The sequence below is a fragment of the Streptomyces sp. NRRL F-525 genome (genome assembly GCF_000716605.1).
Taxonomy (GTDB): Bacteria; Actinomycetota; Actinomycetes; order Streptomycetales; family Streptomycetaceae; genus Streptomyces.
The window spans coordinates 87814-112014 of the sequence record NZ_JNXE01000009.1; the positions used below are offsets into that span (position 1 = coordinate 87814).

The 24201-nt window shown below is 70.2% G+C and carries 24 protein-coding genes and 1 riboswitch; of the genes, 14 read left to right on the forward strand and 10 right to left on the reverse strand.

Annotated elements, in window-relative coordinates; all coding sequences use genetic code 11:
• Window positions 1-20: 20 nt before the first annotated feature.
• A complete protein-coding gene (gene thrC, locus OO69_RS15605; RefSeq protein ID WP_033281230.1) occupies window positions 21-1316 on the reverse strand; it encodes a threonine synthase in 1296 nt (431 codons plus the stop codon).
• 17 nt (window positions 1317-1333) lie between these two features.
• A riboswitch (SAM riboswitch) is annotated at window positions 1334-1481 on the reverse strand.
• Window positions 1482-1648: 167 nt separating this feature from the next.
• Between thrC and OO69_RS15610 the strand changes: the two genes are divergently transcribed.
• Both OO69_RS15610 and OO69_RS15615 read left to right on the forward strand, forming a co-directional pair.
• Complete coding sequence (locus tag OO69_RS15610; RefSeq protein ID WP_033281231.1) at window positions 1649-2593, forward strand: glucosyl-3-phosphoglycerate synthase; 945 nt, start codon at window positions 1649-1651, stop codon at window positions 2591-2593.
• A gap of 105 nt (window positions 2594-2698) precedes the next feature.
• Window positions 2699-4105 carry an alpha,alpha-trehalose-phosphate synthase (UDP-forming) gene (locus OO69_RS15615; RefSeq protein WP_051801042.1) on the forward strand — a complete coding sequence of 469 codons (1407 nt, stop codon included), beginning with the start codon at window positions 2699-2701 and terminating at the stop codon, window positions 4103-4105.
• Window positions 4106-4184: 79 nt separating this feature from the next.
• On the opposite strand, the gene otsB is transcribed toward OO69_RS15615, so the two are convergent.
• The 3 genes from otsB to OO69_RS15630 are packed head-to-tail and all read right to left on the reverse strand — an operon-like array spanning window position 4185 to window position 6641.
• Complete coding sequence (otsB, locus tag OO69_RS15620) at window positions 4185-5048, reverse strand: trehalose-phosphatase (RefSeq protein WP_033281233.1); 864 nt, start codon at window positions 5046-5048, stop codon at window positions 4185-4187.
• A gap of 43 nt (window positions 5049-5091) precedes the next feature.
• Window positions 5092-5343 carry a DUF3263 domain-containing protein gene (locus tag OO69_RS15625; protein WP_033281234.1) on the reverse strand — a complete coding sequence of 84 codons (252 nt, stop codon included), beginning with the start codon at window positions 5341-5343 and terminating at the stop codon, window positions 5092-5094.
• A 53-nt stretch (window positions 5344-5396) separates the two neighbouring features.
• Window positions 5397-6641: an extracellular solute-binding protein gene (locus OO69_RS15630; RefSeq protein WP_199810951.1), complete on the reverse strand. Its 1245-nt coding sequence runs from the start codon at window positions 6639-6641 to the stop codon at window positions 5397-5399.
• A 131-nt stretch (window positions 6642-6772) separates the two neighbouring features.
• Here OO69_RS15630 and OO69_RS15635 point away from each other — a divergent pair, with 131 nt between their 5' ends.
• The 3 genes from OO69_RS15635 (at window position 6773) to OO69_RS15645 (ending at window position 9975) form a co-directional block, all read left to right on the forward strand.
• Window positions 6773-7714 (forward strand): ROK family protein, encoded by a 942-nt coding sequence (locus tag OO69_RS15635; RefSeq protein WP_033281235.1) that lies wholly within the window; start codon window positions 6773-6775, stop codon window positions 7712-7714.
• Window positions 7714-8925: an N-acetylglucosamine-6-phosphate deacetylase gene (gene nagA, locus OO69_RS15640; protein WP_199810952.1), complete on the forward strand. Its 1212-nt coding sequence runs from the start codon at window positions 7714-7716 to the stop codon at window positions 8923-8925. Before OO69_RS15635 ends, nagA begins: the two co-directional genes overlap by 1 nt.
• Window positions 8926-9042: 117 nt before the next feature.
• Window positions 9043-9975, forward strand: a complete 933-nt coding sequence (locus tag OO69_RS15645) for a 1-phosphofructokinase family hexose kinase (RefSeq protein WP_033281236.1) — start codon at window positions 9043-9045, stop codon at window positions 9973-9975.
• A gap of 1 nt (window position 9976) precedes the next feature.
• Here OO69_RS15645 and OO69_RS15650 read toward each other — a convergent pair whose 3' ends face one another.
• Window positions 9977-10939: a CBM35 domain-containing protein gene (locus tag OO69_RS15650; protein WP_033281237.1), complete on the reverse strand. Its 963-nt coding sequence runs from the start codon at window positions 10937-10939 to the stop codon at window positions 9977-9979.
• Window positions 10940-11080: 141 nt separating this feature from the next.
• On the reverse strand, window positions 11081-12739 hold the full coding sequence (gene cdgB / locus OO69_RS15655; protein ID WP_033281238.1) for a diguanylate cyclase CdgB: 1659 nt from the start codon (window positions 12737-12739) through the stop codon (window positions 11081-11083).
• Window positions 12740-13044: 305 nt separating this feature from the next.
• On the opposite strand from cdgB, the gene OO69_RS15660 reads away from it, so the two are divergent.
• Window positions 13045-13617, forward strand: coding sequence for a flavin reductase family protein (locus tag OO69_RS15660; protein ID WP_033281239.1), 573 nt, complete (start codon window positions 13045-13047; stop codon window positions 13615-13617).
• A 52-nt stretch (window positions 13618-13669) separates the two neighbouring features.
• Here the strand turns inward: OO69_RS15660 and OO69_RS15665 are convergent, their stop codons facing one another.
• Together OO69_RS15665 and arfB are read right to left on the reverse strand one after the other, a co-directional pair.
• Window positions 13670-13861, reverse strand: coding sequence for a sigma factor (locus OO69_RS15665; RefSeq protein WP_033281240.1), 192 nt, complete (start codon window positions 13859-13861; stop codon window positions 13670-13672).
• Window positions 13862-13944: 83 nt separating this feature from the next.
• Window positions 13945-14373: an alternative ribosome rescue aminoacyl-tRNA hydrolase ArfB gene (arfB, locus tag OO69_RS15670; RefSeq protein ID WP_033281389.1), complete on the reverse strand. Its 429-nt coding sequence runs from the start codon at window positions 14371-14373 to the stop codon at window positions 13945-13947.
• A 175-nt stretch (window positions 14374-14548) separates the two neighbouring features.
• Here arfB and OO69_RS15675 point away from each other — a divergent pair, with 175 nt between their 5' ends.
• From OO69_RS15675 to OO69_RS15690, 4 genes are all read left to right on the forward strand, one after another.
• Entirely contained in the window at window positions 14549-15124 is a 576-nt protein-coding gene (locus tag OO69_RS15675) for a TerD family protein (protein WP_019057183.1), read from the forward strand.
• 211 nt (window positions 15125-15335) lie between these two features.
• Complete coding sequence (locus OO69_RS15680; protein ID WP_033281241.1) at window positions 15336-16589, forward strand: DUF1266 domain-containing protein; 1254 nt, start codon at window positions 15336-15338, stop codon at window positions 16587-16589.
• Between the two features lie 134 nt (window positions 16590-16723).
• A complete protein-coding gene (locus tag OO69_RS15685; RefSeq protein WP_033281242.1) occupies window positions 16724-17182 on the forward strand; it encodes an acyl-CoA thioesterase in 459 nt (152 codons plus the stop codon).
• An 81-nt stretch (window positions 17183-17263) separates the two neighbouring features.
• Window positions 17264-18217: a bifunctional GNAT family N-acetyltransferase/NUDIX hydrolase gene (locus tag OO69_RS15690; protein WP_033281243.1), complete on the forward strand. Its 954-nt coding sequence runs from the start codon at window positions 17264-17266 to the stop codon at window positions 18215-18217.
• Between the two features lie 57 nt (window positions 18218-18274).
• Here OO69_RS15690 and OO69_RS15695 read toward each other — a convergent pair whose 3' ends face one another.
• Entirely contained in the window at window positions 18275-19693 is a 1419-nt protein-coding gene (locus OO69_RS15695; RefSeq protein ID WP_033281244.1) for a M1 family metallopeptidase, read from the reverse strand.
• A 66-nt stretch (window positions 19694-19759) separates the two neighbouring features.
• On the opposite strand from OO69_RS15695, the gene OO69_RS15700 reads away from it, so the two are divergent.
• Together OO69_RS15700 and OO69_RS15705 are read left to right on the forward strand one after the other, a co-directional pair.
• Window positions 19760-20161: a hypothetical protein gene (locus OO69_RS15700; protein WP_033281390.1), complete on the forward strand. Its 402-nt coding sequence runs from the start codon at window positions 19760-19762 to the stop codon at window positions 20159-20161.
• A gap of 128 nt (window positions 20162-20289) precedes the next feature.
• The gene (locus OO69_RS15705; protein ID WP_033281391.1) at window positions 20290-20790 is read left to right on the forward strand and encodes a hypothetical protein; all 501 of its coding nucleotides are present in this window, start codon (window positions 20290-20292) and stop codon (window positions 20788-20790) included.
• A 43-nt stretch (window positions 20791-20833) separates the two neighbouring features.
• On the opposite strand, the gene OO69_RS15710 is transcribed toward OO69_RS15705, so the two are convergent.
• Window positions 20834-21505, reverse strand: a complete 672-nt coding sequence (locus OO69_RS15710; protein WP_033281392.1) for a pentapeptide repeat-containing protein — start codon at window positions 21503-21505, stop codon at window positions 20834-20836.
• Between the two features lie 83 nt (window positions 21506-21588).
• Here OO69_RS15710 and OO69_RS15715 point away from each other — a divergent pair, with 83 nt between their 5' ends.
• Together OO69_RS15715 and OO69_RS15720 are read left to right on the forward strand one after the other, a co-directional pair.
• Window positions 21589-22554 carry a zinc-binding dehydrogenase gene (locus tag OO69_RS15715; RefSeq protein WP_033281245.1) on the forward strand — a complete coding sequence of 322 codons (966 nt, stop codon included), beginning with the start codon at window positions 21589-21591 and terminating at the stop codon, window positions 22552-22554.
• 92 nt (window positions 22555-22646) lie between these two features.
• The gene (locus OO69_RS15720) at window positions 22647-24173 is read left to right on the forward strand and encodes an MFS transporter (RefSeq protein ID WP_078652449.1); all 1527 of its coding nucleotides are present in this window, start codon (window positions 22647-22649) and stop codon (window positions 24171-24173) included.
• Window positions 24174-24201 lie beyond the last annotated feature (28 nt).

The following is a 24201-nucleotide window of genomic DNA, read 5'->3' on the forward strand; positions in this document are numbered from 1 at the left end:
CCGCAGTCAAAGAACGACGCTCAGGACGCGAGTCCAGCTTCCCTGAACGACTCAAGACTCGGGCGAATCGTCGCGGTGAGCCCGGTCCCGGCAACCGCATCCAGCGTCTTGAGGCCGTCACCGGTGTTCAACACGACAGTGGTCAGCGTCGGATCCAGCAATCCGTTCTCGATCAGCTTCTTCGCGACACCGACGGTCACCCCACCGGCGGTCTCCGCAAAGATCCCCTCGGTCCGCGCCAGCAACTTGATCGCGTCGACGACCTGCTCATCGTTGACGTCCTCCACCGCCCCACCGGTCCGCCGAGCGATGTCGAGGACATACGGCCCGTCCGCCGGGTTCCCGATGGCCAGCGACTTCGCGATCGTGTTCGGCTTCTGCGGTCGCACGACGTCATGCCCCGCCTTGTAGGCGACGGAAACCGGCGAACACCCTTCCGCCTGCGCCCCGAAGATCTTGTACGGCTTGTCCTCGACGAGCCCGAGCTTGATCAGCTCCTGCAAGCCCTTGTCGATCTTCGTGAGCTGCGACCCCGAGGCGATGGGAACCACGAGCTGGTCCGGCAGCTGCCACCCCAGCTGCTCGCAGATCTCGTAGGCGAGGGTCTTGGAGCCCTCCGCGTAGTACGGCCGGAGGTTGACGTTGACGAACCCCCAGCCCTCGCCCGCCGGGTCACCGATCAGCTCGGAGCAGAAACGGTTCACGTCGTCGTAGTTGCCCTCGATGCCGACGAGCTCGCCGCCGTAGATCGCGGCCATGACGACCTTGCCCTGCTCCAGGTCGTGCGGGATGAACACGCAGGAGCGGAAGCCGGCCCGCGCGGCGGCGGCGCCGACCGCGCCCGCGAGGTTGCCGGTGGAGGAGCAGGAGAGGGTGGTGAAGTCGAACGCGCGGGCGGCCTCGATGGCCTGGGCCACGACCCGGTCCTTGAAGGAGTGCGTCGGGTTGCCGGAGTCGTCCTTGACGAACAACTTGCCCGCGTCGACGCCCAGTTCGCGGGCGAGGTTGTCGGCCTGGACGAGCTTGGTCCAGCCGGGGTTGATGTTCGGCTTGTCGGCCACGTCGGCGGGGACGGGCAGCAGGGGCGCGTACCGCCAGATGTTCGCGGGGCCCGCTTCGATCTGCTTGCGGAGCTCTTCGGTGTCGTAGGCCGAGAAGTCGTAGGCGATCTCCAGCGGGCCGAAACACTCCTCGCAGGCGAAGACCGGACCGAGCGGGACGCGGTGGCCGCACTCGCGGCAGGACAGCGCGACGGCGGGGCCGAGATCGACGCTGTTGACGGGGTTCGTGGTGCTTGCGACAGTCTGCGCAGACATGGAGGGGAGGCCCTTTCTCCTCATCTTCCTCACGACGCATCTCGCCGTGAGACGGATTTGGCACCTTCCCGAGCCGGGAGCCTCACCACGTCAACGTGACAAGAACCAGCTGGAGGGTTGCCGGGGCTTCATCGGGCCGTATCCCTCTGCCCCTCTGGATGAGCGGTATTCGATTGTGTACGCCGCCGACCCCCGACATGCGATGGTCATCAGCGTTGTTCAAGACTGTAACCGAAGGCCAGGACAGTTGAGTGAGCCGTCCGAACCGCGAGATGGATCACCTACACACGGTGACCACGACTCGCCGAGAGAACGCAGAGGAGCCGCGCAACGTGCTGAAGGAAGTCGAGCACTGGCTGAGCACCCGCTCCTGGTCCATGACCGACCGGCCGCTCCACAAGATCCTGGCCGCGAAGCACCGCACGGGCCAGTCGGTCTCCGTCGTGCTGCCCGCGCTGAACGAGGAAGCGACGGTCGGCGAGATCGTCGCGATCATCCGTCACGACCTCATGCAGCAGGTCCCGCTCGTCGACGAGATCGTCGTCGTCGACTCCGGGTCCACCGACCGCACCTCCGAGGTGGCCGCCGCGGCGGGCGCCCGGGTCGTGCACCGTGACGACATCCTGCCCCGCATCCCCGCCGTGCCCGGCAAGGGCGAGGTGCTGTGGCGCTCGCTGCTGGTGACGAGCGGTGACATCGTCGCGTTCATCGACGCGGACCTGAAGGAGTTCTCCTCGGACTTCGTCACCGGGATCGTGGGCCCGCTGCTCACCGACCCCGGGGTCGACCTCGTCAAGGCGATGTACGACCGCCCGCTCGGCGGCGCGGCCGGCCAGGGCGGACGCGTCACCGAACTGATGGCCCGCCCGCTGCTGAACATGCACTGGCCGCAGCTGGCCGGTTTCGTGCAGCCGCTCGGCGGCGAGTACGCGGCCCGCCGCTCGCTGCTGGAGCAGCTGCCGTTCCCGGTCGGCTACGGCGTCGAACTGGGCATGCTGGTCGACGCGCTGCACCTGGTGGGCCTCGACGCCCTCGCCCAGGTCGACGTGGGCGTGCGCAAGCACCGCCACCAGGACGGCCAGGCCCTGGGCCGGATGGCCGCGCAGATCTACCGCACGGCCCAGCTGCGGCTGGCCCGCGGGCATCTGATCCGGCCGTCGCTCACCCAGTTCGAGCGGGGCCCGGACGGTTTCGAGCCGCGCACGTACTCCGTGGACACGGAGGAACGCCCGCCGATGGCGGACATCACCGAGTACCAGTCACGCAAGGTCGCATAACCGCACGGTTACGGACGCTCACGGACGGTCGTATACGGACTCGTACAGTCCGCCGACGGCCGTCCGTACGTTTGAGCGTTTCCGGCCCGGGCTAGGTTGTGCCGTATGGCTTCTACGTCGTCCTCCTCGCCCGCGTCCGGTGCCGCTCAGGTGCTCGTCGCGTCCAATCGCGGCCCGGTCTCGTACGAGGTGGTCGACGACGGTTCGCTGCGCGCCAAACGAGGTGGCGGCGGGCTGGTGTCCGGACTGTCGGCGATCGGCCCGGACGCGGGTGCGCTGTGGGTGTGCTCGGCGCTGTCCGACGGCGACCGCGAGGCCGTACGGCGCGGGGTCGGCGAGGACGGCGTACGGATGCTGGACATCCCGGCCGACGTGCACGCCGACGCGTACAACGGCATCGCCAACTCCGTGCTGTGGTTCGTCCACCACATGCTGTACCAGACCCCGCTGGAGCCGGTCTTCGACGCGGAGTTCCGGCGCCAGTGGGCGTCGTACGAGGCCTACAACCGCGCGTTCGCCCAGGCACTGGCGGAGGAGGCGGCGGAGGGCGCCGTCGCGATCGTGCAGGACTACCACCTGTGCCTGGTCCCCGGGATGCTGCGCGAGCTGCGCCCGGACCTCCGCATCGGCCACTTCTCGCACACCCCGTGGGCACCGGCGGACTACTTCCGCATGCTGCCGGACGACATCCGCGAGCAACTGCTGACAGGCATGCTCGGCGCGGACCGCCTCGGCTTCCTCACCCACCGCTGGGCGGACGCCTTCACGGCCTGTTGTACGGAGTTCACGGGCGGCCCGGGTGACACCCGGATCGGCGTCCACGGCCTGGGCGCCGACGCCGACTTCCTGCGCGCCCGCTCGCACGAGCCGGACGTGGAGGAGCGGATCGTGGCGCTCCGGGAGGAGATCGGCGAGGGCCGCAGGACCATCGTCCGCGTCGACCGCACCGAACTCTCCAAGAACATCGTGCGCGGACTGCTGGCGTACCGCCAACTCCTCGACGACCACCCGGAGTTGCTGGAGAAGGTCGTCCACGTGGCGTTCGCCTACCCGTCCCGGCAGGACCTGGCCGTCTACCGTGACTACACGGCCGAGGTGCAGCGGGTCGCGGACGAGATCAACTCCCGGTACGGGACGGCGGGTTGGACCCCGGTGGTCCTGCACGTCAAGGACGACTTCGCCCGCTCGCTCGCCGCGTACCGCCTGGCCGACGTAGCCCTGGTGAACCCCATCCGCGACGGCATGAACCTCGTCGCCAAGGAGGTCCCGGTCGTCTCCGACGAGGGCTGCGTGCTGGTCCTGTCCCGGGAGGCGGGCGCCTACGAGGAGTTGGGCGAGGACGCGATCCCGGTCAACCCGTACGACGTGATCGGCACGGCCGCGGCCCTGCACGAGGCGTTGACCATGCCGGCCGGTGAACGGGCCGAGCGCACGAAGCGACTCACCGCCGCGGCCACGGCGCTCCCGCCGGCCCAGTGGTTCCTGGAACAGCTGAACGCGCTCCAGGGCTGAGCGCCGGGGGACCTTCTCTGAAAAAGTGTGACACTTTCGGCGAAAGCGTCACACTTTTTCAGAACAGCCCCCGTCCCCCTCAGCCCAGTCGAGCCGCGAGCGCCGACAGCAGTTCTACGACCCCTGCCGCGCCGTCCACCACCAGGTCCGCGCGTTCCCGCAGCTCCGTGACCTCGTCGCTGCCGCTGCACACCAGCAGCCCGGGGACGCCGTCCGAGCGGAGTTTCTCGACGGCGGCGAAGGCGGGGAGGTCTCCGAGGTCGTCGCCGGCGTAGAGGACGGACTCGGCGCCGGTCTCGCGGAGGTACTCGGTGAGCGCGACGCCCTTGTCCATGCCGGGCGGCCTCAACTCCAGGACCATGCGGCCCGGTTCGACGATCAGGCCGTTGCGGGTGGCGAGGTCGGTGAGGGGGGCGCGGAGGGCTTCGAAGGCCGCCTGGGGGTCGGTCGCCCGGCGGGTGTGGACCGCGAGGGCGCGGCCCTTCTCCTCGATCCAGGTGCCCTGCCAGGCGCCGATCGCGTCCAGGAAGCCAGGGAGTTCGGCGCGGACCGCCGCGACCCCGGGGTGCGGGGCGGGGGCGCTGACCGTGCTGCTCACCGCGTCCCAGCGCTCCGTGCCGTAGTGGCCCAGCACGACCAGGTGTTCCAGGCCGGGGACGCCCGCGAAGCCGCCGTTGCGGACCGCGACGCCGGCCGGGCGGCCGGTGATCACGGCCACGGAGGCGACCTTCGGGGCGAGTGCGGCGAGCGCCGGTACCGCGCCGGGGTGGGCGCGGGCCTGCTCGGGGTCCGGGACGATCGGGGCGAGTGTGCCGTCGAAGTCGAGGCCGATCACCGCGGCGGCCGGTTTGGCGAGGATGGCCTCCAGCGCCTCGCGTCCGGCGCGGGTGACGGGGGTCGGCAGTGCGTGCAGGGGATCGGTGGAGTCCTGAGGGCTGCCCATGCCGACGACCCTATCCGGGCGGGGCCGGGACCCACACCTGCTGCTACCTCTCCGTACGCCTCGTTTCGCGGACCCGCCGCAGCCTGTTCACCGTCACCGGGTCGTGGGCCAGGGCCCGCTCGTCGTCCAGCAGGGCGTTGAGCAGCTGGTAGTAGCGCACGGGGGCCAGGCCCAGCTCCTCGCGGATCGCGCGCTCCTTCACACCGGGGCCGGGGAAGCCGCGGCGCTCCAGCGCGAGGATGTCCTGTTCCCTCCGGTTCAGCGGGGAAAGCCGCGGGGGCCGGTCGTCGTCCATGCCCTGCACCGTAGCCCCCGCCACCGACAACGCCCTCGGACGCCGCCCGGCTCCTACTTCCCGCTCTCCGCCAGCGTCGCCGCCGCCTGCAACTGCCCCAGCACCGCCCCCGGGCTGCCGTTCGCCGCCACCGCCTGCCCTATCCGCGTCTTGATGTCCGCGCTGACCGCGGACCAGGAGGTGTTGCCGACCGGGTAGAGCGTGGACAGCGGGAGCTCCTCCAGGAAGGGCCGCAGGTCCTGGTCCTGCTTCGACGCCTGCATCGCCTCGGACGCGGAGTTGGTCACCGGGAGGAGGTCGTACTCGCGGGAGAAGGCGAGGACGTTCTTCTCGCTGTAGACGAAGTCGAGGAAGTCGCCGATCTGCTCGCGGTGGCCGTTCTGCTTGAACGCGGCCATCCAGTCCGCGACGCCCATCGTGGTCTTGGCCTTGCCGGTACGGCCGGGCATCGCGACCGTGCCGAACTTGACGCCCTTCTTGGCGGCCTGCTGCATGAGGGTGGGGTGCCCGTTGAGCATGCCGACGTCACCGTTGGCGAAGGCCGCGAACGCGTCCGCGCGGTTGAGCTTGGCGGGCGCGACGGGACCGGTCAGGCCCTTGGCGACCAGGTTGTCGCGCAGCCAGGTGAAGGTGGAGATGTTCGCCGTGGAGTCGAGGGTGTACGTACCGATGTCGTCGGTGTAGCCGCCGCCCCCGCCGAGCAGCCACTGCATCGTCTCGGCCTGCGCCTCCTCGGACCCGAGCGGCAGCGCGAACGGGTACTTCACGCCGTGTTCCTTCAACACCTCGGCGTCGGCGCCCAGTTCACTCCAGTCCTTCGGCGGGGTCAGGCCGGCCTTGGTGAAGAGGGTCTTGTTGTAGAAGAGGACGCGCGTGGACGCGGCGAACGGTATGCCGTACTGGATGTGCTTCACCTGCCCCGCGTCCAGCAGCGGCTCCATGAAATCGGCCTCCACGGGGATGGAGAGCAGGTCGGCGGTGGAGTACAGCTTGCCCGCGGCCGCGTAGTCCGCGTACGCGCCGATCTGCGCCATGTCGGGCGCCTTGCCGGCCGCGACCATCTCCTTGACCTTGCGGTCGACGTCGTTCCAGGAGTAGACGCTGACCTCGACCTTGACGTTCGCGTGCTTCGCCTCGTACGCCTTGACGAGCCCGTCCCAGTATTTCTGCGAACTGTTGGACGCGGAGTCGCCGTAGTCCGCCGCGACGAGTCGCAGGGTGACATCACCCGAGTCCCCGCCGAGGCCACAGCCACCGAGGACCGCCGTCATGCCCAGTGCGGACACCACCGCGATCATTCCTGTCCTACGCCGCTGCACCGCTGAATCCCCAACCTTTGCTGTCGTGACGTTCGCTCCGCGAACCCATAAGGTCTACACCACGTGAGTGGACTAGACCTCTCGCGGGTGTACGGGCCACACTGTCCCCCGTGAGACATGTCATCGCCCTCGACGTGGGCGGCACCGGGATGAAGGCCGCCCTCGTAGGGGCGGAGGGCGAGCTGCTCCACCGGGCCCGCCGGGCGACCGGCCGCGAGCGCGGTCCGGACGCGGTCGTCGAGCACATCCTCGGCTTCGCCGCCGAGCTGCGCGCGTACGGCGAGGAGCACTACGGCGAGCCCGCGTCGGCGGCCGGCGTCGCCGTCCCCGGCATCGTCGACGCCGAGCGCGGCATCGCCGCCTACTCGGCCAACCTCGGCTGGCGCGACGTACCCCTGCGCGACCTCCTGGCGGCGGAGCTGGGTGCCCCGGTAGCCCTCGGCCACGACGTCCGCACCGGCGGCCTCGCCGAGGGCCGCATCGGCGCGGGCAAGGGCGCCGACCGCTTCCTGTTCGTCCCGCTCGGCACCGGCATAGCGGGCGCGATCGGCATCGACGGCCGGGTGGAGGCGGGCGCGCACGGCTTCGCGGGCGAGATCGGCCACATCGTCGTACGACCGGGCGGCACGCCGTGTCCCTGCGGCCAGGTCGGCTGTCTGGAGCGCTACGCCTCGGCGGCGGCGGTGACGGAGGCGTGGGCGACCGTCTCCGGCGCCCCGGACGCCGACGCGGCGGACTGCGCGCAGGCGGTCGCCTCCGGGGACCCCCGCGCGGAAAAGGTCTGGCAGGAAGCCGTGGACGCCCTGGCCGACGGCCTCGTCACCGCCCTCACCCTCCTGGACCCCCGCACCATCATCATCGGTGGCGGCCTGGCAGAGGCGGGGGAAGTCTTGTTCACACCACTGCGGGACGCGGTCCAACACCGGATCACTTTCCAGAAGCTGCCGACGATCGTCCCGGCGGCCCTGGGCGACACAGCGGGATGCCTGGGCGCAGGCCTACTGGCTTGGGATCTCCTCAACTCAACCGACCGCACGGAGGTAGCACGCTGATGGCAACCCCCCCAGGGGCGCGGGGAACTGCGCGACCAGCCACACTCGACGCGCACTCCGCATCCGGCAAGGCGCCCCTCATCCTGTCCGGCGCCAACGTGGTCCTCCCGACCGGAATCGTGCGCGACGGCCGCCTCATCATCGACGGCACCCGCATCACCGGCGCCGCCCCCGAGAACGCCCAGGTCATCGACGTCACCGGCCACTGGCTGGTACCGGGATTCGTAGACATCCACAACCACGGAGGCGGCGGCGCCTCGTTCACCTCCGGCACCCCCGAGGACGTCCTCAACGGCATCCACACCCACCGCCTCCACGGCACCACAACGGTCGTAGCCTCGACAGTCACCGGCGACATGGACTTCCTGGCCCACCGCGCGGGCCTCCTCTCCGAGCTGGCCGAGCAGGGCGACCTCGCCGGCATCCACTTCGAGGGCCCGTTCATCTCCCCGTGCCGCAAGGGCGCCCACTCCGAGGCGCTGCTCCGCGACCCCGACCCCGCGGACGTCCGCAAACTGGTCGACGCGGCCCGCGGCCACGCGAAGATGGTCACCCTCGCGACCGAACTCCCCGGCGGCCTCGACTCCGTACGCCTCCTCGCCGAACACGGCGTCATCGCGGCGATCGGCCACACCGACGCGTCGTACGAGCAGACGGTGGAGGCGATCGACGCGGGCGCGACGGTCGCCACGCACCTGTTCAACGCGATGCCGCCGCTCGGTCACCGCGACCCCGGTCCGATCGCGGCGCTGCTGGAGGACGAGCGCATCACGGTCGAGTTGATCAACGACGGCACGCATCTGCACCCGGCGGCACTGGAGTTGGCGTTCCACCACGCGCGGGCGGACCGGGTCGCGTTCATCACGGACGCGATGGACGCGGCGGGCTTCGGTGACGGCCGTTACATGCTCGGCCCGCTGGAGGTCGAGGTGAGCGAGGGCGTGGCGCGGCTGGTGGAGGGCGGTTCGATCGCGGGCTCGACCCTCACCCTGGACCGGGCCTTCAAGCGCGCGGTGACGGTCGACCGGCTGCCGGTCGAGGACGTGGTCGCCGCGATCTCGGCCAACCCGGCGCGGCTGCTGGGGAGTTACGACGAGATCGGCTCGCTGGAGCCGGGCAAGTACGCGGACCTGGTGCTGCTGGACTCCGCGTTCGACCTCAAGGGCGTGATGCGGCGCGGCACTTGGGTGGTCGATCCCCAACTGGGGTGAAATGTACTGCTGTTGAGGCGGCGATCGTCCCGGGACACTGGGCCGACAGCCGCCTCTTTGGCATGATCGAGCCCGAACCGGACGGCGGACACACACACTTCGGGGGAGGTCGGCCCGGTGATCCTCACGGTCACGCTGAACACCGCTCTCGACATCACTTACCGGGTACGGGAGTTGCGACCGCACGCTTCGCACCGCGTGTCCGAGGTGACGGAACGCCCCGGCGGCAAAGGCCTGAACGTGGCCCGGGTCCTGGCCGCCCTGGGCCACGAGGTGACGGTGACGGGCTTCACGGGCAGCGCGACCGGACGTATCGTCCAGGACCAACTCGCGGGCACCCCAGGCGTGTTGGACGCACTCGTCCCGGTCTCCGGCGCGACCCGCCGCACGATAGCGGTGGTGGACGACCGCACCGGTGACACGACTCAACTCAACGAGCCCGGCCCGACGGTCACTTCGGCGGAGTGGACGGCCTTCCAGGAGGCGTACGAGGCCCTGCTGGCCGACGGGATCTCGGCGGTGGCCCTGTGCGGAAGCCTCCCGCCAGGACTACCGGTGGGCGCGTACGCGGGCCTGATCCGCACCGCGCGAACCGCAGGCGTCCCCGTCCTCCTCGACACCAGCGGCGAACCCCTGCGCCGGGGCGTCGCCGCCCGCCCCGACATCCTCAAGCCCAACACCGACGAACTGGCCGAACTCACCGGCTCCCACGACCCGTCGCGCGCGACCCAGGACGCGCGCCGCCGGGGTGCGCGAGCGGTGGTCGCCTCACTCGGCGCGAAGGGCCTCCTGGCAGCGACCCCGGAAGGCACCTGGCACGCGACACCCCCGTCCCGCGTCCACGGCAACCCGACCGGCGCGGGCGACTCGACGGTCGCGGGCCTGCTGTCGGGACTGGTGGAGCGGCTGCCCTGGCCGGACCGGCTGGCACGGGCCGTGGCACTGTCGGCGGCGACCGTACTGGCTCCGGTGGCGGGCGAGTTCGACCGGGCGGCGTACGAGGAACTGGTCGGGCGGGTCGCGGTGACGGGGGACGCCACCGCGGCCTAGGTCAGGCCTTCACCAGGTACAGCTGGTCGAAGTTGACGTCGCACTGGTTGCCCTGCTCGCAGGAGATCTTGATGGTGTTGGAGCCCTTGTTCAGCTGGACGGACGCCCAGGTCTCCGTCCAGCCCTTCTCGTAGTCGCCCTCGGAGGCCTTCGCGAAGTTGCCCAGGTTGAGAGGGCGGGACTGGGCCGTGCCGTTGATCGTGAGCGTGGCGGTGGCGTCCTTGCCGGGTACGCCGTAGTTGACGTACAGGCGGTAGTTGCCGCTCTTCGCGAGGCCGCTCATGTTCCATGTCACGGACGAGCCGACCGCGTTGAACCCCGACACATAGACGCCGCCGGCGGCTTCGGCGCCGTCGACGTCGGACGCCGTGGTGGCGCCGCCGCCCAGCAGAAGGGCCTTGGCGTCGATCTTCGGCAGTGCCGCCTCGTCCCCCGTGCTGCTGCTCGGCGACGGGCTCGACGAGGCGCTCGACGAAGCCGACGGGGTCGAGCCCGCCTGGTCGTTCGTCTTGTTGTCGTCGTTGCCGTTCATCATGGCGACGCTGATGCCTATGACGACCGCGGCGACGACCGCGATCGCGCCGATCAGGAGGCCCTTGGTGTTGGGGCCCCGGCCTCGGCCGTTGCCGCCGCCGTTGTTGTAGGACGGGGGCTGCTGGCCGGCCGGGGGGCCGCCGGGGAAGGTCTCCGGGGCCTGGTAGTGCGCGTTCGGCTGGGCGCCGTAGGGCTGCTGTTGCGGGACGGTCTGGCCGTACGGCTGCTGCTGGTACTGGGCGGTGGGGGCGGCGGCCTGCTGGCCGCCGTACTGGCGCTCGCCCACCGGGCGCACTCGGTTGACCGAACCCGGGTAGCCGTAGCCACCACCGGACGGCGGCTGGGCGCCGGCAGCCTGGCCGTCCTCGTACAGGTAGCCGAACGGGTCGTCGTCCTCGGGCGTGCTCGCGCCGTTGTTGCCGGGCGTCATCCCTAGGTACTCCTCAACAGGTGCGGGTTCAGATACGTCAGCTTCAGACACGTCTGGTTCACGTCTGGAGAACTGCGAGCCTACCCGCTCCACGTCGTCCAAACGGGTGACTCGGACCGCATCACACCGCTGACCTGGAGATCATCCCGCGCGTCTGTGCTGTTTGGGACGAGATCGTTTCTCGATGTACATCCGTTCGTCAGCGGACTTCAGGACCTCGTCCGCCGTCATGCCGCAGTGGGCCCACCCGATACCGAAACTGGCCCCGACCCGCATGCCCCGGCCGTCGACCCGGATGGGCTGGATGATCTCGTTCCGCAGGCGTACGGCGAGGTCGGCGGCGTCGGCCTTGCCGAGGCCGTCGGCCAGGACGACGAACTCGTCGCCGCCGAGCCGGGCCACCGTGTCGCCGTCGCGCACCGCCCGGCCGAGCCGCCGGGCGACCTCGATGAGGACCGCGTCGCCCGCGTTGTGCCCGAACCGGTCGTTGATCGACTTGAAGCCGTCGAGGTCGCAGAAGAGGACCGCGAGCCCCTTCGTGCCGTCGTCCCGCTCGCCCTCGGGGGCGATGGTGTGGACGTGGTGGTCGTAGGCGTCGAGGAGGTCGGCGCCGGGGCGGAAGTCGAAGCCGTGGCCGTTCGCGTCGTAGGCGGCGTGTCCGTACGCGGCGTCGATCGACTCGATCTCGCCGGGGTGGGTGGCCTGCGGGCGCTGGCAGAGGCGGGCGGAGAGGCGGGTGCGCAGCTCCGCCGAGTTCGGCAGGCCGGTCAGCGCGTCGTGCGCGGCGCGGTGGGCGAGCTGCAGCTCGCGGCGCTTGCGGTCCTCTATGTCCTCGACGTGCGAGAGGAGGAAGCGCGGTCCGTCGGCGGCGTCCGCGACGACGGAGTTGCGGAGCGATACCCAGACGTACGTGCCGTCCCGGCGGCCCAGGCGGAGCTCCGCGCGTCCGCCCTCCGCCGAGGTTCTGAGGAGCGTGCCTATGTCCTCGGGGTGGACGAGGTCCGAGAAGGAGTAGCGGCGCATCGCGGACGCCGGGCGGCCCAGCAGGCGGCACAGGGCGTCGTTGCTGCGGAGTATTCGGCCGTGCTGGTCGCCGCCCATCTCGGCTATCGCCATGCCGGAGGGGGCGTACTCGAAGGCCTGCCGGAAGCTCTCCTCGCTCGCCCGCAGGGCCTGTTGCTCGCGCTCCAGGCGGACCAGGGCGCGCTGCATGTTGGCGCGCAGCCGGGCGTTGCTGATCGCTATGGCCGCCTGGAACGCGTACATCTGGAGCGCCTCGCGCCCCCACGCGCCCGGCCGCCGGCCGTTGCGCGGGCGGTCCACGGACAGCACGCCGATCAGCTCGCCGCACGAGCCGCCGGAGACGCCGGGGGTGTACATGGGCGCGAAGAGCCGGTCGGACGGGTGCCACTCGTCCTCGAAGCGGGGTGCGGGGCCGTCGGTGTACCACTGCGGTACGTCGTCCTCGTCGAGGACCCAGCCCTCGGTGTGCGGGATGAACCGCAGGTCGCCCCAGGACTCGCCCATGCCGAGGCGGCGCTCCCAGGAGGTGCGCGATCCGACGCGGCCGGTGATGAGGGCCTCGGCGGCGGAGTTGCCCGCGAAGGCGGCGACCACGAGGTCGCCGTCGGGGCGTACGAGGTTGACGCACGCCAGCTCGTACCCGAGACCGTTGACGACGCCGTCGGCGACGGTCTGCAGGGTGTCCGCCAGGCTGCGGGCGGTGTTCATGTCCGCCATGACCGTGTGCAGTTGCCGCAGGGTCGCAAGACGGACGTAGGGTTCCGACTCGGTCTCCATACTCGCCCTCCCCCCGAGACCTCGCAGTGAATCAAGGGTCATCTTCCCCGCCACTGAATCACAGCGCGCTGCCCACTCGGTACACAGGGTCAACAATTACTACCCCTTGTGACTCAAGTCACAGCAGAAGATGAACAATTGAGTGGAGTTTCTGCATTTTCCCTGTGCGTTAACTGAACGCAAACTGTGCGGGTGTGTGGACATGATGCACGACGATGTTCCGTCGCGTCGGCCATTGGTCCTAGGACCCGGGTGGGCCGCAGGTCCGATGTGGTGCGCGGACCTACGAGGCTAGCGTTTCGGGCGTGCTGAACACCGCGTCGATCACCGAGACCGTTCCCTCCGGGCATGCTGTGGGGGTGAGCAACGACGAGTTCCGCGCCGCCCTCGCGCGACTGGCCGCGGGCGTGGTCCTGGTGACCGCGCACGAGGAGCCCTACGACCCGGACGACCCCCAGGCCCCGGTCGGCGAGGACGTGGGCATGACGGCCACCGCCTTCATGTCCGTCTCCCTGGACCCGCCCCTGGTCCTGGTCAGCCTCCGCAACGGCTCCCGCATGGACGACCTCCTCGACGAACAGCCCCTGTGGGCCGTCTCCGTCCTCTCCGAGAGCCAGCGCCACATCGCGGGCCGCTTCGCGATGAAGGGGCGGATCAGCGACCGGTTGCTCTTCGACGACATCCCGTACGTCCATGGGGAGGCGTCCGGGGCGCCGTTGGTGCGGGGGGCTCTGGCGACGTTGGAGTGCCGGACTGAGCAGCGGGTGCTGGCGGGGGATCACACGTTGGTCATCGGGCGGGTGCTTACGGCGGAGGTGGGGAGTGCGGAGGGGGGTCCGTTGTCGTATTTCCGGGGGAGGTATCGGCAGTTGGGGTAGGTGGGGGACGGTTTCCCTGGCCGGTGAAGGCAGTTGGCGTGCGCGCCGGCCGTCACCCGGCGAGGAACGCGTCGGTTCGGCTCAGCCGGAACCAGGCCTCCTGCACGGCGTCGGCGGCGTCGGCGGCCTCGGCGGAGGAGCCGGGCATGCGGTGGGCGACGGCGCGGAGGCGCGGGCGGTGGAATGCGAAACGGGCGGCGAGGAATTCACCGTCCGTTTGTCGGGGGAATTCGACGTCGCCCATGGGTAAACGCTCCTCGTCGCGATCCGTCGTCCTCACTGGTTCGACGACGCATGGGCCGAGGATGTGACAAGCCGGTGCCGGAACTACCCCCAGTCCCGCCCGTTCCGCCCCCGCTTCGTGTCGGACCGCTGCTTCTTCTCCCGCAACCGGCGCTCATTGATACCGCGCGGAATACGGGTCGCCCGGCGCGGCTTCGGCGGCGGCGCGGTGGCCTCCGCGAGCAGCGCCGCGAGGCGCACGGCGGCGGTCTCCCGGTTGCGCCACTGGGAGCGGTGCTCGGAGGACCGTACGGTGACGACGCCGTCGACGAGCCGCGAGGCCAGCCGTTCCAGCGCGCGCTGCTTCCACACCGGGGGCAGCGCCTCGGTCTTGGCCAGGTCGAACCGCAGCTCCACCTGGGAGTCGCTGGTGTTGACGTGCTGCCCACCCGGCCCTGACGACCGCGAGAAACGCCACATGAGCTCGGCCTCGGGCAGGGAGACGGAGCCGCGGACGGGATAGGGACCGGACATGTCCCCATGGTCGCGTGTCTGTCCGGTCCACGTCACGCCATTTACTCCGGAGGTTCCGGGTAAAGAAAGTAAAGTCACCTGGAACCTTCGGTACCCCTCTTGGCGTTCATACAGGTACCGGTAGCTTCGTCCTCAGTACGAAGCCCGCACCGCAACGAGGGAAGGACTCCCAACAATGGCTGTAAGCCTGTCCAAGGGTGGCAACGTCTCGCTCACCAAGGAGGCCCCGGGCCTGACCGCCGTCACCGTAGGCCTCGGCTGGGACGTCCGCACCACCACCGGCACGGACTTCGACCTCGACGCCTCGGCGATCGCGGTCAACCCCGAGGGCAAGGTCTACTCGGACGGTCACTTCATCTTCTTCAACAACAAGTCGACCCCGGACCAGACGATCGTCCACACCGGCGACAACCGCACGGGCGAGGGCGCGGGCGACGACGAGGCGATCAACGTCAACCTGGCCGGCCTCCCGGCCGACGTCGAGAAGATCGTCTTCCCGGTCTCGATCTACGACGCGGAGACCCGCTCGCAGAACTTCGGCCAGGTCCGCAACGCGTACATCCGCATCGTGAACCAGGCCGGCGGCGCCGAGATCGCCCGCTACGACCTCTCCGAGGACGCGGCGACGGAGACGGCGATGGTCTTCGGCGAGCTCTACCGCAACGGTGCGGAGTGGAAGTTCCGCGCCGTGGGCCAGGGTTACGCCTCGGGCCTGGTCGGCATCGCGCAGGACTTCGGCGTCAACGTCTGACGCAAGCCGCGCATGTAGTGCCGTTGTGCAGTGCCGTGTGTGAGGCCCCCGGCCGCGTTTGCGGCCGGGGGCCTCGGCGTGTGCGGACCGCGGAACAAGGCGGGGGGGGTCCACAGGGGGATCTCAGTCCCGTATGAGAATGTGCCGGGATCCCCGCACGCGAATGCGCCGGGATCAACAGCCGTTGGCCCCTGGAAGGACAGCGAGCCCTATGTCGTTCGGACCGTCCCCCACCGGTTTCGGGCCTCCCCCACCTCCCGCCTGGACCCCGCCGACCGAGACGGAGCGCGCACTGGCCGAGGCGCGGGCGCGCGGCGACTGGCCCGCGTACTACGACGTACTGGCCCGGGTCCGCCTCTACTACGCGATGTCGCGCGAGGCCTACGACGCCCAACCCGACCGTGTCCACCGCACGTTCACCCGCGACCCCCGCACCGGCGCGGAACGCTGGGAACTCTTCACCGAGGGCATGCTGCCCGCACCACGCCCCGACCTGGTGTACTCCCGCGCCTCCCTGCACTGGATAGCGGACGCCTGGAACCCGCGCTGCCCACCGGCCATCCTCATCAACCCCGGCACCCCCTGCGAACTGCCCCTCCCCTACGGCCCCCCGGGCACGACGGACTGGTCACGCGCGGCGGAAGGCGTCGGCACGCCCGACACCTCGATGCGCCTGCGCGCACTCCACGTGGGCGGCCCGCTGCACGGCCCGGTGGCCCACGGCCTGGCCTGCGGAGCCCTCCTCTGCGTGAGCAACGGCTCCCTCTGGAACGCGCTGGCCTGGCACGGCAGCGGCTACGACGGCGAGCGCCGGCGGCTGCGCGAGTGGTGGGGCATCACCACCCGCGCCGAGTGGCAGCACCACCTGCGCAACCTGCTCGCCTGCGAAGCGTCCAGCTCCGTATGGGAGTTCGCGCTGAGCCTGCGCCGCACGATCGCCCGCGACTTCGGCGGCCACGTGGACACGGGCTACTGGCGCCAGGCCGTGGCCACGGTGATCCGCGCCAACTCCGAGGGCGCCACGGTGATCACGGAGGACGGCGTGACAAAGACGGACCCGCGCCCCGAATCGGAGACCGAGGCGCGCATCACGGGCGTCCAACGCCTGATCGGCCGCATCACCCGCTACGAGGCCCGCATGCGGGCCGACGGCATCCTCGACGAGAACCGCTACGTCACCTCGGTCGAGGCCTGGGACCTGGGCCGCGCCTCGAAGATGGCCCGCTGGGGCCTGGGCGCCCGCTTCGCCACCCTCCCGGAAACAGAGTCCGCCGTCATCCGCACCGGCCGCGCCGCGTCCCTCGCCTACCGCTCCTGGCCCGACTTCTCCGCCGGCTACATCCTCGGCCGCTGCCTGCACTTCGACGAGGAGGAGTTCGGCGACTGGTACCAGGACATGGTCTCGGCGCACCGGATCCTCATGTCGGAGGCGGGGAGTCCCTGGCTGAACATTCCGTTCCGGTAGGAGGAGCGGGGCCGGCGACGGCTCATGCCCCGCGGGCACCACAGAGCGCGGAACAGGTATTGGACGGGACCGGCGATCAGGTCGCACGGTGGAGTCGAACCTGATCAACAGCAGCGACGCAAAGAGGAATCACGATGGCTGACAGGACTGCACCCCTTCTCGTGTCCGAGTCGGTCGACCACGGCGTCCTGATCCCCCTGGACGTCTATTTCGACGACCTCGACCCCTACGGAATGCTGCACAACAGCCGTTACACCGTGATGGTCGAACGTGCTTGGAACACCTACGCGATCAGTCTGGGATTCGGCGCCTCCGACGAGGCCAGGCCGACCCACTACGTCGTTAAGGCGGTCACCATCGTGTTCGACCTCCCGGTGATGGGCAACGGGGAGATCGCCGTCCACCTCTGGACCGAGCGGGTGGGCCGGACATCGGCAACGGCCGGCTTCCGCGTGTGCAGCCCTGACGGCAGCACCACGTACGCCCATGGGACGCGGACCATCGTGAATCTGAGCGGGGAGACGATGCGCCCCGTCGAGTGGTCCGAGGCCCATCGAGCGGGGTTCGACCGGATCCAGGGGCCCGGAGCCTGAGATCCTCGCCTGTCTCACCGGTCCCGGGGTTTCCGTCTCGGCGGAGCCGGAACCGGAACCCCCAGCCGCTAGCGTGCCCCCATGTTCCTCGAACCGCTCACGCCGACCGAGGCCGGCGCGCTCCCCGGCGAGCTGCTCACCGAGCTGACCGCCCTCTACGCCTCGAACCACGCGTTCCACGCCCTGAGCGGTGACTTCCCGGACCCGGAGGACATCCGGCCGGAGCAGGTGGCGACCGCGCTGGCCGACGAACTGGCCGACCCGGACACCGAAGTCCTGCTCGCGCGCAGTGCCGGGCGGCTGGTCGGGATCGCGATCACCCTCGGGACGCATCCCGACCCGGACGACGAAGACCCCTGGATCGGGCTGCTGATGATCGACGCCACGCGGCAACAGCAGGGGCACGGGCGGCAGTTGGCGACCCTCGTCGAGGACCGTCTCCGCGAGTCCGGCCGAACCGCCGTACGCCTGGCCGTCCTTGACAACAACCCCGACGGCCTCGCCTTCTGGACCGCCCTCGGATACGACGTCGTCGACCACCGCAAGGACCGCCAACTCGGCCGCCCCTGCGCCGTGTTGCGCAAGCAGCTCCGCAAACTCCGCCGTGCCGCGCGCGTCGCCGTACTCGACCCCTCCGGCGCCGTCTTCCTCTTCCAGCACGACGACTCCGCGAACGGCACCTTCTGGGAGCTGCCCGGCGGTGGCATCGAGGGAGACGAGACCCCGCGCGAGGGCGCCCTGCGGGAGTTGCGGGAGGAGACCGGCTGGACCGACCTGACCATGGGCCCCCTCCTCTGCACCAGGGAACGCGACTTCACCCGCGTCGGCAACCACATCCGGCAGCACGAGCACGTCTACGCCGTCCACGGCCCCCACCGCGAACCCGCCGGCCCCGACCTCGCCACCGCCCACGCCGAGGACGGCATCCTCGCCTGGCGGTGGTGGACGCGGGAGGAGTTGCGCGGGGCGACCGACAGCGCCTGGCTGCCCGAACTCGCCGGACTGCTCGACGAGTTGGAGGAGAGGGCGGAATAGGGGCCGGTCGGATCCGCCTCTCCACCGCCCGTCCGGGCGAACGAGCCCTCCGGGAACTCAGGGCCGGGCCGGCTTCCCGTCGCCGTACAGCCATGCCTTCCAGATCCCGCTGAAGTCCTTGCCCGGTGCCATCTTCTCCACGTACGCGGTGAAGTCCGCCGTGTTCGCGTTGCCGTAGCGGTGTGCGGCCGCCCAGCCCTGGATGATGTCGTAGAAGCGCGCGTCGCCGACCGCCCGGCGGATCTTGTGGAGGACCATCGCGCCGCGTTCGTAGACGGGGCTGTCGGAGATGTGGGCGGCGGAGGTGGGGCGGGCCGGCGGGAAGGCCCAGATCGCCTCGTTGTCGGACGGGTCGTCGTAGTAGGTGCCGTCGTAGAGCGCGTCGAAGGTCTGCTGGGCGGTGTCGCCGTCGTGGTCCTCGCTCCAGAGCCATTCCGCGTAGGTCGCGAAGCCCTCGTTGAGCCACATGTCGCGCCAGGTCTTCGGGGTGACGGAGTCGCCGTACCACTGGTGGGCGAGTTCGTGGACGAGGGTGGCGGTGTCGGGGGCGCCGGGGAAGAACGGGCGGTTCTGGGTCTCCAGGGCGTAGCCCGCGTCGCCGCGGCGGTCGACGATCGCGCCGGTGGAGGAGAAGGGGTACGGGCCGAAGTTGTACTCCTCCCACTCCATGATCTCGGGGATCCTCGCCAGCACCTTGCGGCTCGCCGCGGCCTCCTGCGGGTCGACCGCCACGTACACGGGGAGGCCGTTCTTCATGGTGGTGCGGGTGATGTCGTAGTGGCCGATCGCGACCGTGGCGAGGTAGGTCGCCATCGGGTGGGTGGTGCGCCAGCTGTAGGTCGTACGGCCCGCCCGTGTCGTCGGCTCCGTCCTCAACTCGCCGTTGGAGACCGCCTGCAGGCCCTTCGGGACGGTGATCGTGATGTCGTACGTCGCCTTGTCGGAGGGGTGGTCGTCGGCTGGGAACCAGGCCATCGCGCCGGTCGGTTCGCCGAGGGCCAGCGCGCCGTCGGCCGTGCGCAGCCAGCCCTCCTCCGAGCCGTCGGGGTCGGTGATCGTCTCGGGGGTGCCGGAGTAGCGGACCGTCGTCCTGAACGTCTTGCCCTTGGGGAGAGTCGAGGGTGGGCGGACCGTCAGTTCCTGGCCGGTGCGGGTCCAGGGGGCGGTCTTGCCGTCCACCGTCAGCGCGTCGACCTTCATGCCCTTGAGGTCGAGGTCGTAGGCGGAGAGGTTGTGGGTGGCCCGGGCGGTGATCTCCGCGGTGCCGGTCAGGTCGTGAGTGTCCGGGGTGTACGCCAAGGTCAGCGCGTAATGGGTCACGTCGTAGCCGCCGTTGCCCGCCTTCGGGAAGTACGGGTCGGCCACGCCCGCGCCGCCGGGGGTGCCGTGTACGCCTCCCGTTCCACCGCACGCCGTCAGGACGAGGGCCAGCGCGCACGCGGTGGCCGTGGGAACAAGCGGTACGGATCGGGACACGTGCGCGATCCTACGAGTCCGGGGCTCCTCGCCCCGGAGTACGGCGACCCTCGTACGCTCACCTCCATGCCCCGCTCAGCCAAGAAATCCCGCCGGCTTGTCGCCGATGGGCGCGTGTACATGTGGTCGCTGCGTCACAGTCACCGTCACGGCGGCAGTGGCTCCGTGGGCTGTGTCCACACCCTCACCCTGAATCCCCGGCCGGCCGGCACTGGTGGGGCACTGCGGATCGTCTTCGTCGCGGGGCCGGGGCGGTTCGTCCCGGGCGGAGCCCCCTTCGGTTCCGGGGATGTGGGGTACGTCCGCGGCGCCTCCCTCAATCTCCACGAACCCGGCGCCGTCCGCGCCCTGCTCGACGCGGCGTCGGACCGTGGGTGGGTGCCGGGGCCGGGAGAGACGCGGGCCGCGGAGGTCGACGGCTGGGCCCTGCTGGAGGTGGCCGCCGCCGGGCACACCGGGGGCCTGTGAAAGGGAAGCTCCGGGGCACCCTTCCCAAAAAGCGTGACACTTCTCGCGAAAGTGTCACACTTTCTCAGCTGTACATGGTCGCTCCGGCCGCCGTCAGCGCTCTCTCCAGCCGTGACACCATCTCCTACGTGCTCGACATCGGCTACGCCCTCTCCAACCGCTTCCCCGACCCCCCGCAGACCGACTACCGGCGCGCGGACGTCCACGCGCTGCGGCACGACCTGTTCTGCGGTGACGTGTATCTCGCCGACACCAAGGCGGACCGGGAAGTGTCCACGGCGTGGGGGTGGGTGCCGGTGCTCGACTTCGCGTGGGCACTGTGCGACATCGTGGAGCGGATCGACCAGGACCCGGCGGGGTCGCGGGCGTCCAAGCCGCAGCGGGCGGAACTGGACTTCACGGAGTCGACCGACCGGATGCTGTTCTCACGGCGGTTCGGGTGGGTGGAGGTCGAGGCGGACTGGATGCGGCGGGACGAGGAGGCGTTGACCTTCTCGCACGCCGAACTCCGGCGCGAGGCGCGGGACTTCCTGCACGATCTGATCGCCGACCTGGTCGATCTGCACGATGCGCTCGGCGAGAACCCGGCGATCTGGACGTTGCAGGCGAGATTCCCCCGGGTGCCCTGAGCCACCCGGTTGCCCTGAGCTTCCTGCCTCTGAAAAGGGCCCCTCACCCCTCCACCCGAATCCCCATCTGCACGGCCAACACCGGCGCCAGATCCAGCAGTTGCCCCATGCTGATCACCGCCCCGGACAACCGCTCCACCCCCCGCGCGATCTCCAACTGCACGGCCCCCCGCAGATCGACATCCGTGAACGTCACCCCCGTGAAGTCCGCCCCCTTCAGCGCGCAGTCCACGAACTCGACGCGCTCCAGCCGGGCATCCAGAAAATCCGGCTCGACAAGGACACAGCCCTCAAAGACGACATCCCGGAGCTTCGCCTTGCGCAGGTTCAGATAGTCGATCTTGCCCCCGCGAATCACCACCCGCTCCAGAACCGCGCCGTGCAACTGCACCCCGCCCATCCGCGCGTCGACCACCTCGACGTCACGCAGGGTCGACTCGGCCAGATCCGTGCCGACACCCCGTATGCCGGTGAGGACGGAATCCAGCACACGCGCGTGATGCAACCGCGTCTCGTCCAGCGCGCAGTCCGTCAGCGCGCAGTCCATGAAACGGGCGCCCCCGCCGTCCTGCCCGACGAAGTCCTCGTCCCGGAACTGCAGCCCGTCGTAGTCCCCGTCCGGCTCCAACTCCCCACCCCCGTAAGCCTCCAGAGCCGGCAACCGCACCTCCGGCCGCCGCGCCCCCTTGACCCCGCCCGCCGCTCTTCTCGCCATGCCCCCCATCCTGCACCCCACCACTGACATCGAGGACGGCCCGCCCTTGACCTCAAGCGCGCTTGAGGTCGAAGAGTGAGCGCATGCACGCCATACGACTCCACACCTTCGGCCCCGCCGAAAACCTCGCCCACGAACCCGTCGACGACCCCTCCCCCGGCCCCGGCCAGGTCCGTATCGCCGTAGCCGCGGCGGGAGTCCACCTCCTGGACACCGTTCTACGGAAGGGAGAGCGCGGCCCCCTCCCCGAACTCCCCGCCCTGCCCACCATCCCCGGCCGCGAGGTCGCCGGAGTCGTCGAGTCGCTCGGGGACGGCGTCGCCGGCCTGTGGCTCGGGAAACGGGTGGTCGCCCATCTCGGGTTCGCGCCGGGCGGGTACGCCGAGCTGGCCGTGACCGATGTCGACCGGGTGCACGAGATCCCGGCGAACCTGGACTTCGCACAGGCCGTCGCGATGATCGGGACAGGGCGTACGGCCATGGGGATCGTGCAGTTCACCGAGCTGGACGGCGACTCCCTGGTCGTCGTTCCGGCCGCCGCCGGAGGTCTCGGCACCCTGCTCGTCCAGTACGCCAAGCACGCCGGCGCCACGGTCATCGGCCTCGCGGGCGGCCCGGAGAAGGTCGCCCTGGCGCAGGCGAACGGCGCCGATCTAGCCGTCGACTACACGGACCCGGAGTGGCCGCGGACGGTACGGACCTGGCTGGACGGGCGGCACGCGACGGTCGTGCTCGACGGGGTGGGCGGGGCCGTAGCACGGCAGACCGTCGGCCTGCTCGGGCACGGCGGACAGCACCTCGTCTTCGGTTGGTCGAGCGGCGAGCCGTACACCGCCACAGGCCTGTCCGAACAGGTGCTCGGCCCCGTGATGACGCGAAAGGCCGACGGCCCCAGCCCCATCCGAACCCTGGAGTTGCGCGCGCTCACCGAGGCCACCGCGGGCCGACTCGTACCGGCCGTAGAACGCTTCCCCCTGGCCGGGGCGGCCGCCGCCCACCGCGCGCTGGAGAACCGCGGGACAACCGGAAAGGTGGTCCTGGAGCCATGACCACACCGAACACATCGCCCAACCCGTCATCGAACGCACGCACGAATACGACCGCGGATGCGATACCTACCGATTCATGGTCTTCTGAGCAGATGAGCGTCACCCAATCAGGTGAATCAGGTGGACCCGGAACGACGACTGCCGGCCCCGATCCCCGCCGCTGGTGGGGCCTGGTGATCATCGCTCTCGCGCAGCTCATGGTCGTCCTCGACGCGACGATCGTGAACATCGCGCTCCCCTCCGCACAGCGCGACCTGGGCATGTCCGACGGCAACCGGCAGTGGGTCATCACCGCGTACACACTCGCCTTCGGCGGCCTGCTCCTGCTGGGCGGCCGGATCGCCGACCTGGTGGGCCGCAAACGGACGTTCATCATCGGCCTGATCGGCTTCGCGGGCGCCTCCGCGCTCGGCGGCGCGGCCACGACCTCGGGCATGCTCTTCGGCGCCCGCGCCCTCCAGGGCGTCTTCGCCGCCGTACTGGCCCCCTCCGCCCTCTCCCTCCTGACCACGACCTTCACCGACCCGAAGGAACGCGGAAAGGCCTTCGGGATCTACGGCGCACTCGCGGGCAGCGGTTCGGCGATCGGCTTCATCGCGGGCGGCCTGCTCACCGAGTACCTGAACTGGCGCTGGTGCCTCTACGTCAACATCCCCATCGCGATCATCGCGGTCTTCGGCGCCCTCGCCCTCCTCCACGACCGCCCGGGCCACAGCGGCGCCCGCCTCGACGTACCCGGCGTACTGCTCGGCTGCGGCGGCCTGGTCGCGATCGTCTACGGCTTCAGCGAGGCGGAGCCGCGCGGCTGGACGGACTCCCTGGTCCTGGGCCTGTTCGCGGCAGGAGTCGTACTCCTCACGACATTCGTGTGGTGGCAGACGAGGGCCCCCAGCCCCCTCCTCCCCCTCCACATCGTCAAGGACCGCAACCGCGCCGGCTGCTTCCTGACCATGGGCCTCGCGGTCATCGGCATGTTCGGCATGTTCCTGTTCATGACCTACTACCTCCAGGTCATCCTCGACTACTCCCCCGTGAAGACCGGCCTGGCGTTCCTCCCCCTCACGGTCGCGATCATCATCGGCTCGACCCAGATCTCGGCCCGCCTGATGCACCACGTCCCGCCGCGCACCCTGATGGTCCCGGGCGCGGTACTGGCCGCGGCGGGCATGTCCTTCTTCACCCGCCTGACGGTCAACTCGGACTACACCACCGAACTGCTCCCCGGCCTGATCCTGATGGGCCTCGGCATGGGCCTGATCTTCATGCCGGTCTTCGCCACCGCCACGGCCGGAGTCGCCCCGCAGGACTCGGGCGTGACCTCCGCGACCGTCAACACCGCCCAGCAGGTGGGCGGTTCGATCGGTACGGCCCTTCTCAACACGATCGCCACCACCAGCAGCGCGGCCTACATCGCCGCCCACCTCCACAACCCGGCCCAGAAGGCCCTCATCACCAGCAAGGGCATCGTCCACGGCTACACGGTCGCCATCTGGTGGGCCGTAGCCGTGATGCTGATGGCGGGACTGGTCGCGGGGTTGATGGTGACGGCACGGGCGCCCAAGCACGGGGCGACGGCACAGTCACCCACCCCGGAGTCGGCATCCGAGTCGCTGACCTGAGCCCGCAACGCACCCGCACCCCAACCCA